Annotated in this window: 10 protein-coding genes; 9 read left to right on the top strand and 1 reads right to left on the bottom strand. The window is 62.4% G+C overall.

Annotated features, from left to right (window positions below):
• The first annotated feature begins 97 nt into the window (after positions 1-97).
• The 4 genes from ABI_RS00640 to ABI_RS00625 all read left to right on the top strand — a co-directional run bounded on the left by ABI_RS00640 (position 98) and on the right by ABI_RS00625 (position 5,268).
• Positions 98-448, top strand: coding sequence for a hypothetical protein (locus tag ABI_RS00640; protein WP_006270856.1), 351 nt, complete (start codon positions 98-100; stop codon positions 446-448).
• 111 nt (positions 449-559) lie between these two features.
• Positions 560-1,168 (top strand): DUF1349 domain-containing protein, encoded by a 609-nt coding sequence (locus ABI_RS23320; protein ID WP_006270855.1) that lies wholly within the window; start codon positions 560-562, stop codon positions 1,166-1,168.
• A gap of 205 nt (positions 1,169-1,373) precedes the next feature.
• On the top strand, positions 1,374-4,223 hold the full coding sequence (locus ABI_RS00630) for a glycoside hydrolase family 127 protein (RefSeq protein ID WP_006270853.1): 2,850 nt from the start codon (positions 1,374-1,376) through the stop codon (positions 4,221-4,223).
• 10 nt (positions 4,224-4,233) lie between these two features.
• The gene (locus ABI_RS00625) at positions 4,234-5,268 is read left to right on the top strand and encodes an Ldh family oxidoreductase (RefSeq protein WP_006270852.1); all 1,035 of its coding nucleotides are present in this window, start codon (positions 4,234-4,236) and stop codon (positions 5,266-5,268) included.
• A 160-nt stretch (positions 5,269-5,428) separates the two neighbouring features.
• Here ABI_RS00625 and ABI_RS00620 read toward each other — a convergent pair whose 3' ends face one another.
• The gene (locus ABI_RS00620; RefSeq protein WP_040308438.1) at positions 5,429-8,368 is read right to left on the bottom strand and encodes a TonB-dependent receptor domain-containing protein; all 2,940 of its coding nucleotides are present in this window, start codon (positions 8,366-8,368) and stop codon (positions 5,429-5,431) included.
• Between the two features lie 202 nt (positions 8,369-8,570).
• Between ABI_RS00620 and ABI_RS00615 the strand changes: the two genes are divergently transcribed.
• The 5 genes from ABI_RS00615 to ABI_RS00595 form a co-directional block, all read left to right on the top strand.
• The gene (locus ABI_RS00615; RefSeq protein ID WP_006270850.1) at positions 8,571-9,560 is read left to right on the top strand and encodes a cupin-like domain-containing protein; all 990 of its coding nucleotides are present in this window, start codon (positions 8,571-8,573) and stop codon (positions 9,558-9,560) included.
• Between the two features lie 106 nt (positions 9,561-9,666).
• On the top strand, positions 9,667-10,089 hold the full coding sequence (locus ABI_RS00610; protein ID WP_006270849.1) for a DUF350 domain-containing protein: 423 nt from the start codon (positions 9,667-9,669) through the stop codon (positions 10,087-10,089).
• Between the two features lie 12 nt (positions 10,090-10,101).
• Positions 10,102-10,671, top strand: a complete 570-nt coding sequence (locus ABI_RS00605) for a DUF1190 domain-containing protein (RefSeq protein ID WP_006270848.1) — start codon at positions 10,102-10,104, stop codon at positions 10,669-10,671.
• Positions 10,672-10,684: 13 nt separating this feature from the next.
• Entirely contained in the window at positions 10,685-11,884 is a 1,200-nt protein-coding gene (locus ABI_RS00600; RefSeq protein ID WP_006270847.1) for a glutathionylspermidine synthase family protein, read from the top strand.
• 515 nt (positions 11,885-12,399) lie between these two features.
• Positions 12,400-14,180, top strand: a 1,781-nt coding sequence (locus ABI_RS00595; RefSeq protein WP_040308435.1) for a beta strand repeat-containing protein, incomplete at its 3' end; no start/stop codon positions are given.

Below are 14,180 nucleotides of genomic sequence, written 5' to 3'. Positions count from 1 at the left end.
TGGTTCGGCTAAAAGCTGTCGATGCGGATTCTTCGCGGACCCCTCACCCCCGCCCTCTCCCCTCAAGTGGGGAGAGGGAGTTGCATCGGAGCCCCTCATGGTCTTGCGCAGCTATATTCTCATCCTACCGCTGGCCCTGACAGCCTGCCAGTCGACCGCCGCGGTCCGTGCGCCGGCGACGGTGGACCTCAGCGACCCGACGACCAAAACCGCCGTCACCTCGGCCCTCGCCCAAGCCGTCGGCAAGGCGCGCATTGAACTGGGCGCCAGCGACGGTAGCACCATCACTGTCCTGCCACCGCCGTTGGGGCCGCATGAGAGCCATTCCACCGCCCAGCCGATCCGGTTCGACATCGTCATCGAAGACGGTGTATGCCTCGCCGTCCGCCGCGACACCCAACAGGCCTGGCCGCTGCCCGGCGTGACGTGTCGCCCGAAGTCAACTTGACACGCCGCAACCCGCATCATACGACCAAACCATAACCAAATAATCGGGGAGTTCGTTGTGCGTTTTATCATACCATTGGTAATTGGTCTTAGTTTGGCGTGCGGTCAGGCCATGGCGACTCCGCAGATATGGATGAAGGGCCTGCCGTTCGAATTGACCCTGTCCGAAGCGGGCCACGTGACCATGGCCGATGGCGAACTGACCCTGACAGCGCCCAAGGGCACGGACCTCTACAATCCGGCCGGCAAGCCGGCGGTGGCGTCGGCCCCGCGCCTGACCTTTACCCCGCCGGCAGGGAATTTCATCTTTGCCTTCAAAGCGAAATCTGACCTTAAAGCCGCTTATGACGGACCGGGCCTGGTGGTATGGAACGGCGAAGGCTACTGGGCGAAGCTGCTGTTCGAACGCCTGCCGGACAACACCAACGCCGTCTCGTCCAATGTCTCGACTCCGGTCGGCGACAACAGCTACCATTTCCGCACTGAAGGCAGCGTCAATGAAATCTGGATGAAGGTTGTCCGAGTCAAGACGTCGGTCTTCTTCTACGTCTCGCGTGACGGCAAGACCTGGGAAATCCTGCGCGACTTCAGCGTCGATCCGGCCAGGCCGCTGGCGATCGGGATGTTCGGCCAGTCGCCGCTGGGCGAAGAGCTGACGACCGTCTTCAGCGATATCCGCTTCGAGTCGAAAACCATCGCCAGCTACTGGAACGGCGAATAATTACACCGGAAAGTGACAGCCCAAATCTTGCCAGTTCGGCTGGTTTGGCGGACCATCGGCGGCCACGACTTCCTGGCAGAGGTCAGGTCGGATCCGGCCCTGCGCTGCATCCCGCGCTGCGCATCTGCCACTTCCCGCCTGAACACCTGGCCTGCGGCAATTGCGCTTGCCTCCTGCCACTTGAATAGTATACGGTATATTCAAGATGGAAAACTTCAGCTCCCGCCCCTTTTCGTCCGGCTCGTCGCACACCTGCGACGCCGATTCCTGCCGCTGCGGCGGCGCCCTGTCGCGCCGGGGTCTGCTGGCCGCCACAGGCGCCGCCCTGTTTGCCACGTCGCTGCCGTCGGCATCCGCCCAGGCCCAGCAGACGCCGGTGAACTTGGCAAAAGTCGCAACCCCGTCGGCCTCGTACAATTCCGGCGACACCAAGGTCATCGCGCTGAATGACGGCCATGAGCCGGCCACTTCCGCCGACACCGAAAAGGGCATGTACGGCAACTGGCCAAAGACCGGCACCGAATGGGTCGAATACCAGTGGAGCCAGCCCGTCACCACCGACAAGATCGAGATCTACTGGTGGGTCGACGGCCAGGGCGTAGGGCTGCCGAAGTCCTGCCGCCTGCTGTACTGGAACGGATCGGCCTATGTGCCGGTCAAGAATCCGAAGGGCCTGGGCCTCAAGAAGGACCAGTTCAATTCCACGGCGTTTGATCCGGTGACCACCGACCGCTTGCGGTTGGAGATCACCTCCGATGGCACTTTGTCGACCGGTATCCTGGAATGGCGCGCCTGGAGCTACGGCGTCGTGCCGGCCTTTGCTCCGGCGGTTGCCGCCGGTATCGACCGCATCGTCATGACCGGCGGCCGCACCTGGCTGAGCGGCAAGGCCGAATGGCTGACCTCGACCTCCACCGCCGGCCTGACCTGGCGCAAGGTTTCCGGCCCTGGCGACGTCAGCTTCGCCGACTCCAAATCCGCCAACACCACCGCCAGGGTGACCGCGCCCGGCGACTATATTCTGGAGCTGGCGGCCACGGCCAATGGCAAGACCAGCACCTCGACCCTGCGCGTGCGGGCCGAAACCCCGCCGCCGGCGCAACGCCTGGATGTCGTCTATACCAAGCGCTATAGCATCGATAATCCGCTGTGGAACGCCCGCGCCAAGGCCTTGATCGTCAACTGGATGCCGCACGTCATCCATTACTGCGAACGTACCGATTTGAAGGCCGGCGACGGCGGTATCGACAATTTCATCGAGGCGGCGAAGAAGCTGCGCGGCGAGCCGCATGGTGCTCACCGCGGCTATGTCTTCTCCAATGCCTGGGTCATCGAGACCATCGAAGCCATCTGTATCTGCCTGATGGTCGATCCGCGTGGCGACGCCGAGATGATCGCCGCCCAGGACCAGATGCGCGCCACGCTGGAAAGGTGGATCCCGGTCATCCTGGGCGCCCAGGAACCCGACGGCTACCTGCAGACGGCCAAGACGCTGGCTGCGCCGGGGCAGTGGGACGAGCGTTGGGATCCGGCCCACCGCGCCGACCACGAAGGCTATATCGCCGGCTATTTCATCGAGTCGGCGATCAACCACTATACCCTGACCAACGGCCAGGACCTGCGCCTTTACAACGCAGCCAAGAAGCTGGCCGACTGCTGGGTCGCCAATATCGGCCCGGGCAAGAAGGCGTGGTTCGACGGCCATCAGGAGATGGAGCAGGCCCTCGTCCGCTTCGGCCGCTTCGTCAACGATATGGAAGGGGCCGGCAAAGGGGACGCCTATATCGACCTGGCGCGCTTCCTGCTGGAATCGCGTCGCGGCGGCCAGGAGTACGACCAGAGCCATCTGCCGCCGACGCAGCAGTACGAAGCCGTCGGCCACGCCGTGCGCGCGGTCTACTTCTATTCGGCCATGGCCGATATCGCCGCCGAAACCCACGATACCGACTACCAAAGCGCGGTCATGTCGCTGTGGGACAATATGGTCAACCGCAAATACTATATCACCGGCGGCATCGGCAGCGGTGAGACTTCGGAAGGCTTCGGGCCCGACTATTCGTTGCGCAACGGCGCCTATTGCGAGTCGTGCTCCAGCTGCGGCCTGATCTTCTTCCAGTATAAACTCAACCTGGCCTATCACGACGCCAAATATGCCGACCTGTACGAACAGACCCTGTACAATGCGCTGCTGGGTTCTACCGACCTGGACGGCAAGTCCTTCTGCTACACCAACCCGCTGACCAATACTGAGCGTACGCTGTGGCACGTCTGCCCGTGCTGCGTCGCCAACATCCCGCGCACCCTGTTGATGTTGCCGACCTGGACCTATGTGAAGGGCAACGACGGCCTCTATGTCAACCTGTTCGTCGGCAGCCGCATCACGGTCGAAAAGGTCGCCGGCACCGATGTCGAGATGGTCCAGGAAACCGACTATCCGTGGAACGGCAAGGTCAAGATCACCGTCAATCCGAAGGTGTCCAAGGCCTTTGCTTTGCGCATCCGTATTCCCGACCGCAAGACCAGCGAGCTGTATACCCTGAGCCCACAGGTCGGCGGGGTGACCGGTTTCAGCGTCAACGGCAAGGCCGTGACGCCGCCGATCGTCAAGGGCTATGCCGTGGTCGAGCGCACCTGGCAGGCCGGCGATACCGTGTCGTTCGAACTGCCGATGGCGCCGCAACGCATCATCGCCGATCAGCGCATCGAGGCCGGTCGCGGCCGCGTCGCCCTGGCCTATGGCCCGCTGGTCTACAATGTCGAACGCGCCGACCAGCCGGATATCGAAAAGAAGCTGAGCGCCAAGCCGATCCAGGCCCAGTGGCGTCCAGACCTCCTGCAGGGCGTCATGACCCTGACCGGCACCTGGGAGGACGGCTCGCCCATGCTGGCCATTCCGAACTATGCCCGGATGAACCGTGTCGGCGCGGCGGCCGAAGTGGGCGCCGGCGATGTCGACTATGCGCCGGGATCGAACGCAGCGATCGTGGACTCGCAGATTGGCCCGCGCACGCGGTTCACGGGGCTTCAGTCTCAGGTCTGGATACGTTCCGTTTAAGGATGGCGGCGTGACGCACAGTCTGACACTGGACGCGGCGTGGGACCTAAGCGTCCGCGTGCTGGAAACGGCCGGGTTTTCGCCCGCCCATGCGGCGGCCATCTCTCGGACCATCTGGGCCGGTCAGCGCGACGAATGCCATTCGCACGGCCTGTACCGGCTACTGGTCTGTACCCACACGCTCAAAACCGGCAAGGTATCGCCCGACGCTGAACCGGTGGTCAGCGATGCGGGTCCGGGTTTGGTGCGCGTGGATGCCAAGGGGGCCTACTCTCTGCTGGCCTATGAGACCGGCCGGCCGGTGCTGATCGCCAAGGCGAAGACGGTGGGGCTGGCGGCCTTGGCCATCAATCACTGCTATCATTTTTCAGCGCTGTGGCCCGAGGTCGAAGCAATTGCCGAGGCTGGTTTGGTGGCCATGGCCATGACGCCGTCCCATGCCTGGGTAGCACCGCATGGCGGCACGAAAGGCGTGTTCGGTACCAATCCGCTGGCCTTTGCCTGGCCGCGGCCGGAGGGTAACCCGTTCGTCTTCGACTTCGCCACCAGTGCGGCGGCGCGCGGTGAGATCGAGCTGCACCGCCGGGCGGGGAAGCCGATCCCCGAGGGCTGGGGACTGGACCGCAACGGTAATCCGACGACCGAGGCCGAAGCCGCCATGCAGGGCGCCATGCTGACCTTCGGCGGGCACAAGGGCTCGGCGTTATCGGCGATGATCGAGTTAATGGCCGGGCCTTTGATCGGCGACTTTTTAAGCCTGGAATCGATGGCCTTTGACGGCGATACGGGCGCGACGCCGTATCATGGCGAGTTGATCCTGGCCTTCGACCCGAAGGTATTTATGGGTCCGGATCATGTCGTGCATAGTGCCCGGGCGGAGGCCTTGTTTGACGCCATCCTGGGCCAGGGCGCGCGGCTGCCGTCGCAACGGAGGTATGAAGCCAGGGCGCGGAGTTTGGCCAGCGGCCGGGTGACCATTCCGCGCAAGCTTTATGACGACCTGATCGCCCTGCTGGACCCGGCATCCCCATCTTCACCGTTTTGACGCTTGGCCCGCCCTCCAAAAAGAATACGGCGCCGCAGGGGGGATCTGCGGCGCCGGGTAGAAAAGAAAGTCGCCCCACCACCACCCTTCGCCTTCGCTGCGCTACGGCTTCGGGCGGTCCCCTCCCCGCGCCAAGGGGCGCGGGGAGGTATCGACTTGTTTAGAACGCCGACGACAGGCCGATAAAGAACATACGGCCCAGCGGATCATAGGTGCTGGTATAGGTGTTGCCGTTGCCGTTTTCGGCCAGCAGGCCACCGTCGATCGCCGGCGGATCCTTGTCGAACAGGTTGGTAACGCCCGCCCGCAAGGTGACATTGTACGGCAGGTTATAGACCGCTGTCAGGTCGAAGTAGTTATAGGCTTCGATCTCGGCGTTCAGCACCGACTTGTTGCCCTTGAGGAACGGATCCTCGGTGTTACGCGACAGCTCCGTCTTGCCAACATAGCGCCAGTTCAGCGACACGGCAGCAGGCAGCCAGGCGCTTTCGAACGGGGTCGCCCAGGTGGTGCGCAGGTTATGGCGCCATTCCGGCGAAGGCTGGCCGCAGATCGGGCCGTACAGCCCCTTGCAGTCATACGATCCCAGGCCAGGCAGGACCTCGGTTTCCAGCGAGCTCAGAAGCGTGCCGACCAGCGAGAAGGTGACGTTGCCGTGTCCGGTATTCAGGACATAGTTGGCGGTGACGTCAAAGCCGGTGGTTTCCAGGAAGCCGGTATTAAGGTTGGTCGCGATGATATGGCCGCCCTGGACATTGTAGCCGAAGAGAGCGCCGGTCGACGGGTCACGATGGATTAGGGCGCAGTAGTACGGATCGCCCGTATTGATGCACTGGGCCAGGGTGACTGTGGGATCGACTGTGCCGATATAGCCGTCGATATGGATCTTGTAGTAATCGAGGCTGGCCGAGAAGTTCGGCATGGCGCGCGGCGTGAAGACGAGGCCGAAGGTCGTGGTCTTGGCTTCTTCCGGGTTCAGGTCCGGGTTGCCGCCGCCCAGGGCCGAACCGACGTCCGCCTCGGTCCGGGGGATGCTCTTGCTGTCATACTGAGTCGCGCTGGCACCGGTGCGCAGGCACTGCTCCTTGGTCGCCGTCTGGGTGGGGCCGGCGCACGGATCGATCAGGGCGACGTTTCCAACGCCCCGACCGGCGAACAGCTCGCCGATATTGGCGGCGCGCATGGCCTTGTTGTAGCTGGCGCGGAACAGAATGTCGGCCGTCGGTGCATAGCGACCTTCAACCTTCCAGGTGTCGGTCTTCTTCTCGCTGCCCGTGGAGGTCGAGGACGAGACATTGAAGGTCGACGAACGATAGCCCAGCGAGACATCGAGACTGCGGATGCCGGGCTTGTTGGCGACAATGGGAATCTGCACTTCGGTGAAGATTTCCTTCGCTTCGACCTGACCGTCGGCATTGGCCAGCCCGGCGGCAAGCTGAGTTTCGTCACGCTTCTCGTCCAGGGTTTCCTTGCGGCTTTCGACGCCGACAACGACGGCTACACCTTCCTCGGCCCACGGCGAGGTGACGCCGTAGTCGCCCAGATCGCCCGAAACGTAGGCGTTGTAGACCAGGATGTCCTGCTCATTGCGGGTGAAGGTCGGGGCATAGATGTAGTTATAGGATTCTGCACTCGGGCCTTTGGCGCTGAAGATATCGACCGGAACGCAGCCGACCTGGCCGCCCTTACAGACAAGCGAACCACCCGACATCACGGCCTGCAGCGCGTTAGCCGCCTTGTCCTGATTGATGTCGTTCTGATAGTTGAACTGGCCCAATGTCTTGGCATACAGCGCGCTGGCGTTATAGCTCCAGGTATCATTGAGGTCGCCGCTCAGCGCCGCCGTGAAGCGGTAGTTGGTGTGGCGCATGTCGTTGCGGCGGCCGGGACCTGTGGCGGCGCGGAAGGCGACCCAGGCCTTTTCCGTGGCGGTCGAGGTGGTCGATCCGCACAGCTTCATCTTCTGGTCGTTGCTCATCAGCGGGTTGTCACAGTTGATGTCGAACGGCCGGCCGTACCAGATGGCGGACGGCGCCACCTGGGACACCGAATGGTCGTCCATGAACATGAAGCTGCCGTCGAACCTTATATGGTCGGTTACGTCGTAATTGACGAAGCCGCCGGCCTGGTAGCGCTCGGAATTGCGCAGCGTATAGTTGGACGGTGCGTAATTGTAGGCGAACGAACCATCGTTCGTGACCCAGGTCTTGCTGCCGTCCTTGGCGTTGGCATATTCGGCGCCGGCATTGGGGCCGGTGATCACCCGGAACTTGCCATAGGCGTGGTTGCCCGAACCGCCGCAGCCGAAGCTGGTCGCGGAGGCCTCAAACAGGGCGCAAGCGGAATAGTCGCGTGCGTCCTGGGTTACCGCTTCCATCTTGCGGTAGCCGAAATAGCCGGTGACATTGCCGCGGCCGTCGGCCAGGTCGGCGCCCATGGCAATATTGGCGTCATACTTGGCGCCATCCCAGACGTTTTCCGGCGCCAGTTCGATGCCGCGCGACGTGTGCAAGGCGCGCAGATCGTCATTGTCGTTATTGTGCTGGTAGATGCTGTACTGGCCATCGACGCGCACCCCGTTGAGGCGCTTGCGCATGATGAAGTTGACCACGCCCGACATGGCGTCCGAGCCATAGACCGACGACGCGCCGCCGGTCAGGACGTCGGTGCGCTCGATGAGGGTCGACGGGATGAAGTTCAGGTCCACCCCCTGTTGCGGCAGCAGGCGCTGGCCATCGATCAGGACCAGGCTGCGGTTGCCGCCCAGACTGCGCAGGTTGACCCCGGCGGTGCCGTCCGAATTGTTGGACTGGTTTTCGTTGTTGCCGGCTTCCATCTGGGGCAGGGCCTTCAGGAAGGTATCGACGGCAATGGCGCCCTGCAGCTTGACCTCGCGGTCGTCGACCGTGGTGATCGGCGAGGCGCTTTTCAGGTTGGGCCGGCGGATACGCGTACCCGTGACCACGACCACGTTGTCTTCAGCCGTCGCCACCGCGGCGGCTGTATCTTGCGCATGGACCGCGCCGCCCAGGAAACCTGTGCTGATGGCGGCAACGGCCGCCCCGGCCATAATCCACGCTTTGGTGTTACTTTTCTTCATAGCGAACCCTTCTTCTTCCAAAGTCGGATCGCGCATTCCCCGGCGCACTGCACTCTGCAAACTTAGGCCCGAGGATACGCGACCCCTGAGTATGAAGGGATCACCGGTGGTCCAAACCGTCAATATATATTATACAAAATTTGAAATACTGTATACGATTATGTGACGATGATGTTAAAATGCCACCTTGCGGAGGCGAAATATGTCGATAGCGACCTATCAGGGGGTAACACCGCCGCTCTTTGCCGCCGACATCCGGCCGTTGAATCGTCCCGCCGTGTTGAAGGGCGTCGTCACCGACTGGCCGGCTGTGGCGGCTGGACGGGAGTCGGACGAAGCCCTGGTGGCGTATCTGAAGGCGCGCGATAACGGACAGGTCGCCGGGGTCTATGTTGGTGCACCGGATATCGACGGGCACTTCTTCTATGGTGCCGACACCAAAAGCGAGAACTTCCGCTATGGCCCGGCGCCCATCCCCCAGGCGCTGGACCGGCTGCTGGCGGAAAAGGCGAACGCACGGCCGACCTCGGTCTATGTCCAGTCGGCCGAACTGTTCAATCACATGCCCAAGGTCAAGGCCGAGAACCGGCTCGAGCTGTTGCCGAAAACCGTCGAGCCGCGCATCTGGATCGGCAACCGCACGGTGACGCGGGCGCACTACGACCTGAACCACAACCTGGCCTGCGTCGTGGCCGGGCGGCGCAAATTCCTGCTCCTGCCGCCGGAACAGTTGCCCAACCTCTATCCCGGTCCGTTCGACCGCACCATCGGCGGGGTGCCAGTGGCTATGGTCGATCCGGAGAACCCTGACCTGGAGCTTTATCCGCGCTTTGCGCTCGCCCAGGCCTCGATGCTCGAAGTCGATCTGGAGCCGGGCGACGCCCTGTTCATCCCCTATGGCTGGTGGCACCAGGTCCGGTCGCTTTCGGCTTTCAATGTACTGGTGAACTACTGGTGGGACGATGCGTCCCCTGCCGCGGCCCAGCCCTACGATGCCCTGTTCCACAGCCTGCTGGCCCTGCGCGACATGCCGGAGGGACACAAGGCGCTGTGGAAGACAGTGTTCGACTATTACGTCTTCAACGACGATTCGTTGTCCCATCTGCCATCCGGCGACCGCGGAAGTCTGGGTGACCTGACGCCCGAATTGGTCGCGCGGATCAAGGCGAACCTGAAAACGGGCCTGGGGTAGACATCCTCTGCTCGCCTGGCTCCTCCCTGCCTGGACCCGCCACGTCACACCAATTTACTTCGCGCGGTGTTTGTGGTTGATGACGGTCAAAGAGGAGACGCACGCGATGGTCGATTTGAATTCCCTGGCCAATCTGCCGGACTATTTCCTGTTCTTCGGCGCAGGCCTTCTGGTGTGGGGCGTTGGCCTGTTCCTCTACGAACTGGTCACCCCGATCAAGGAGTTCCACGAGATCCGCAACGGCAATGTCGCCGTCGCCATCAACCTCCTGGCCGTAGCCGTCGCCATGGCCTTGCCGATTCAGTCGATCGGCCATTCGACTTTCAATCCCGCCGACATGCTTCTATGGGGCGGGATCGGCATCGTCTGTCAGGTTGTTCTGCACCTGATCATCCGCACCTTCTGGAAGACCACCTATGGCCGCCTTGTCGCTCGCGGCGACGAAAAGCCGTGCATCGCCTCGGCCCTTCTGCTGTCGGGCTTCAGCCTGGTTGTCGGCCTGCTCAACGCCGCCGCCCTGTCGTACTGAGGGCGCGAAACCATGACCAACTCCACCCGCGCCTACCGGGCGCGCTTTCTCGGCGAAATGAAGCACCGGCGCGCACGCTGGCTGGCCATGCTGGCCTGCACCACGTCTGCGCTGGGCATGCTGGGCGGCTGCGGCAATCCGGCGCCCAGGGCTTCGGGCGACTGGGACAGCGGCGGCAACAATGACGCCATCGTCTATAATTCGCTCGCCGAATGCAAGGCGGCCCAGGCCGACGACCGGATCTGCGACGAAGCCCAGTCCCAGGCCGCCGCCGCCCAGGAAGGCCGGACCTATAGCCGTAAGGAACAGTGCGAAGCCGAATACGGTGCGGGTCATTGCGAGAGCCGGAATGGCGGAGGCTGGTTTGTCCCCGCCCTGACCGGATTCATGCTGGCCCGCGCCATGAACAATGTCGATCTCGACACCTACCGCCGCCGGGGCGGAAACGCCTATGCCGCACCGGTCTATGCCGGCGGCAGCCGCGCCGCGTCACGCTCCGACCCGAGCAAGCCCGGCTACAAGGCGTCGTCGCGCGGTGGTTTCGGCGGGTCGTCCGCGGTGCGCGGCGGCTGCTGCGGGTAGGGCAGGGCATGGCATGGAACGTTTGACGGTAGCGCCGCGCCCGGACTGGCAGACGCGCGTCGAGGCCGAGGGCATGCTGTGGCACACGGCCGGCGGCAGCCCCTACTGGAACGAAGGCGTCTGCTACCGCTTCAGCGAGTCCGAGGTCGAACAGATTCACGACGCCACCGAAGCCTGCCACCGCATGGCCATGGCGGCGGTGGCCACCCTCATCGCCGACGGCCAGTTGGCCGACTATGGCTATGACGCTGCGGCCATTTCCCTGATCGAGCAAAGCTGGCGCAATGCGGAGCGTGACATCTACGGCCGCATCGATTTCGCCTGGGATGGCCGTGGCGCGCCGAAGATGCTGGAATACAATGCCGACACCCCGACCAGCCTGCTGGAAGCGGCGGTTATCCAGTGGTCGTGGCTGACCGATGTCTATGGCGCCGGGCAGACGGCGCAATACAACGATCTGCACGCCGCCCTGGTCGACCGGCTGCGGCAGTGGCGCAGCGATCACGGTAGCTTTCTGCACGTCTCCTGCGTCTTTCCCCACGATGAAGACACCGGTACCGTGGCCTATATCGAAAGTGCGGCGCGCGAAGCCGGCCTCGAGGTCAAATTTGTGCCGATCTCGGCCATCGGCCATACACCTCAGGACGGCGGCCTGTTCCTCGACCAGGACGACCAGCCGATCCGGCTGTTGTTCAAGCTCTATCCCTGGGACTGGCTGCTGGCCGACGACTACGGCCCGCGTCTGGTCGATGCCGTGCTCAAGGGGCGAATCCGGCTGTTCGAGCCGGCGTGGAAGATGCTCCTGGCCAACAAGCGTCTGCTGGTCAAGATGTGGCAGATGAATCCGGACAGCCCCTACCTGCTGGAGACTCAACGGACCGAACGGCCGTTGCGCGCGAAGATGGAGCGCGGTGAGTCCTCAGGCTATGTCCGCAAGCCGGTTCTGGGCCGCGAAGGCCAGAATATCGCGATCTTTCGCCGCGGCGAGGTCGGCGCCTCGGAGCAGACCTCCGGGAACTATGGCGACAACGACGTCGTCTATCAGGACCTGGCCAGCCTCTTTGTCGCGGGCTCCGGCCACGATCGGGTGCACGCCCTGATCGGCAGTTGGGTCATCGGCGGCGAGGCAAAAGGCATGGGTGTCCGTGAGAGCGCAAGCGCAATTACCGATGACCGGGCACGTTTTGTGCCACATTATTTCTCTGAAAATTGAATCTGATTTAGTATTCGTAGGCAAAAATTGCCTAGCGTCAGTATAGGGTCGGCAAGTATTGCCCATTATACTCTTGTTGCGCCGCAACATTCTTAACGCGAGGGTGATTTCTGGTTGTCGAAATGTGCCTCCAAAAGTTGATTTTTGGCAAATACAACACGGATGCCGTTTACAAAATATGTAATAATATATTGATTTATAACAACAAATACAAATTCCGCGAAATGCTGTTCGAAGCGTTAAGGTGTGTTTCCAGCAATTAACAATTTGTTCAAGCGTTTGGCCGCATATTACTTGCCAATAGGCTCTAGAAGGGAGCTGGAGAGTGAAAATCTCATTGGCATAAGGCCTGTTCCCGTTCGGGGCGGACTGCGTTCTCAATAGACAGAAATTCTCTCAGATTGCTGAAAGCGCCTCCATTCAGGTCAATTCGACTTGCGCACTCCTGTGCGTGTTGGCGTCGCGCAAACATGGACAACAGGGCTGCGTAATGTGTTCGTAAAAGGGGCATTACCATGGCTGACATTATTGTTCTTGGGAACGGCGACAACACCGGCAGTTTCACGGACTTCCAGAGCCTGACGTCCGGCACTGGCAATGACAACATTACCGTTGGCGGTCCGCTTACCGTAGCTGTCATCAACCTCGGTGCAGGCACCGACGTCCTGACCTTCAACAATGACAATCACACGGCAACGGTTTCGAACGTCGAAACCCTGACCGCGGGCTCTGGGATCGACATTATCACATTGGGCACGACGCTCACCGGCATGACCCTGGACCTGGGCGCCGGCGCCGACACCCTGATCCTGGCCAATGTCATCAACACCGGCACCATCTCGAACGTCGAGACCCTGACCGGCGGCACCGCGGCCGACACCATCACCTTCGCCACCATCCTGACGAACGGTATCGTCAACCTGGGCAGCGGCACCGATTCGCTGATCTTCGGCAACTTCACCAATTCGGCGACGGTTTCGAACGTCGAAACCCTGACCGGCGGCACCGGCGCCGACACCATCATCCTGACGACGACCCTGACCGGCATGACGGTCGACCTGGCGGCAGGCACCGACGCCCTGACCCTGGCCAATGTCGTCAATACGGGCACGATCTCGAACGTCGAGACCCTGACCGGCGGCACTGCGATCGATACCGTCACCTTCGCCACAGCCCTGACCGGCACCGTCAATCTCGGTGCCGGAGTTGACGTCCTGAACCTTGGCAACTTCGCCAACACTGTCACCGTCTCGAACGTCGAGACCCTGACTGGCAATGCCGATGTCGATACCATCACCATCGGCGCAGCCCTGTCGGCTGCCACCATTAACCTGGCCGGCGGCACCGACGTCCTTACCCTGGGCAACTTCGCCAACACGGCGACGGTTTCCAATGCGGAAACCCTGACCGGCGGCACGGGCATCGACACCATTACGCTGGGCACGACACTGACCGGCATGACCCTTGACCTGGCCGCCGGCGCCGACGCCCTCACCCTGGCCAATGTTGCCAATACCGGTACCGTCTCCAACGTCGAAACCGTTACCGGCGCGGCCAATGCCGACGCGATCACGCTCGGCACCATCGCCACGGCAGCGGTCGTAAACCTGGCCGCCGGAACCGACAGCCTGACGTTTGGCAATTTCACCAACTCGGCGACGGTTTCGAACGTCGAAACCATCACCGGCGGCACCGGTGCTGACACCATCACCATCGGTGCTATCATGACCGCCGGCACGGTCGACTTGGCGGCTGGCACAGACAGCCTGATCCTGGGCAACTTCGCCAACTCGGCGACGGTTTCCAACGCCGAAACCATCACCGGCGGCACAGCCGTTGACGCCATCACCCTGGGCACCACCCTGACCGGGACCTCGGTCAATCTCGGCACCGGTGCTGATACCCTCATCCTGGGCAACTTCGCCAACACCGGCACCGTCTCGAACGTCGAGACCATCACTGGCAATGCCGATGTCGACACTATCACCCTGGGCGCGGCCATCACCGCCGGCGTTATCGACCTGAACGGCGGCACTGACGTCCTGACTCTGGGCAACTTCGCCAACAGCCTGACTGTGAGCGATGTCGAGACCCTGACCGGTGTCGCCGGTGCCGATACAGTCACCCTGGGCACGACCCTGACCGGCATGACGCTGGACCTGGCCGGCGGCGCTGACGCCCTGACCCTGGCCAATGTCGCTAATACTGGTACCGTCTCCAACGTCGAAACCATCACCGGTGCGGCCAATGCCGACGCCATCATCCTGGGCACCATCGCCACGGCAGCGGTTATCAA

Source organism: Asticcacaulis biprosthecium C19 (assembly GCF_000204015.1).
Lineage (GTDB): Bacteria > Pseudomonadota > Alphaproteobacteria > Caulobacterales > Caulobacteraceae > Asticcacaulis > Asticcacaulis biprosthecius.
This window is presented reverse-complemented; position numbering and strand designations above follow the sequence as displayed.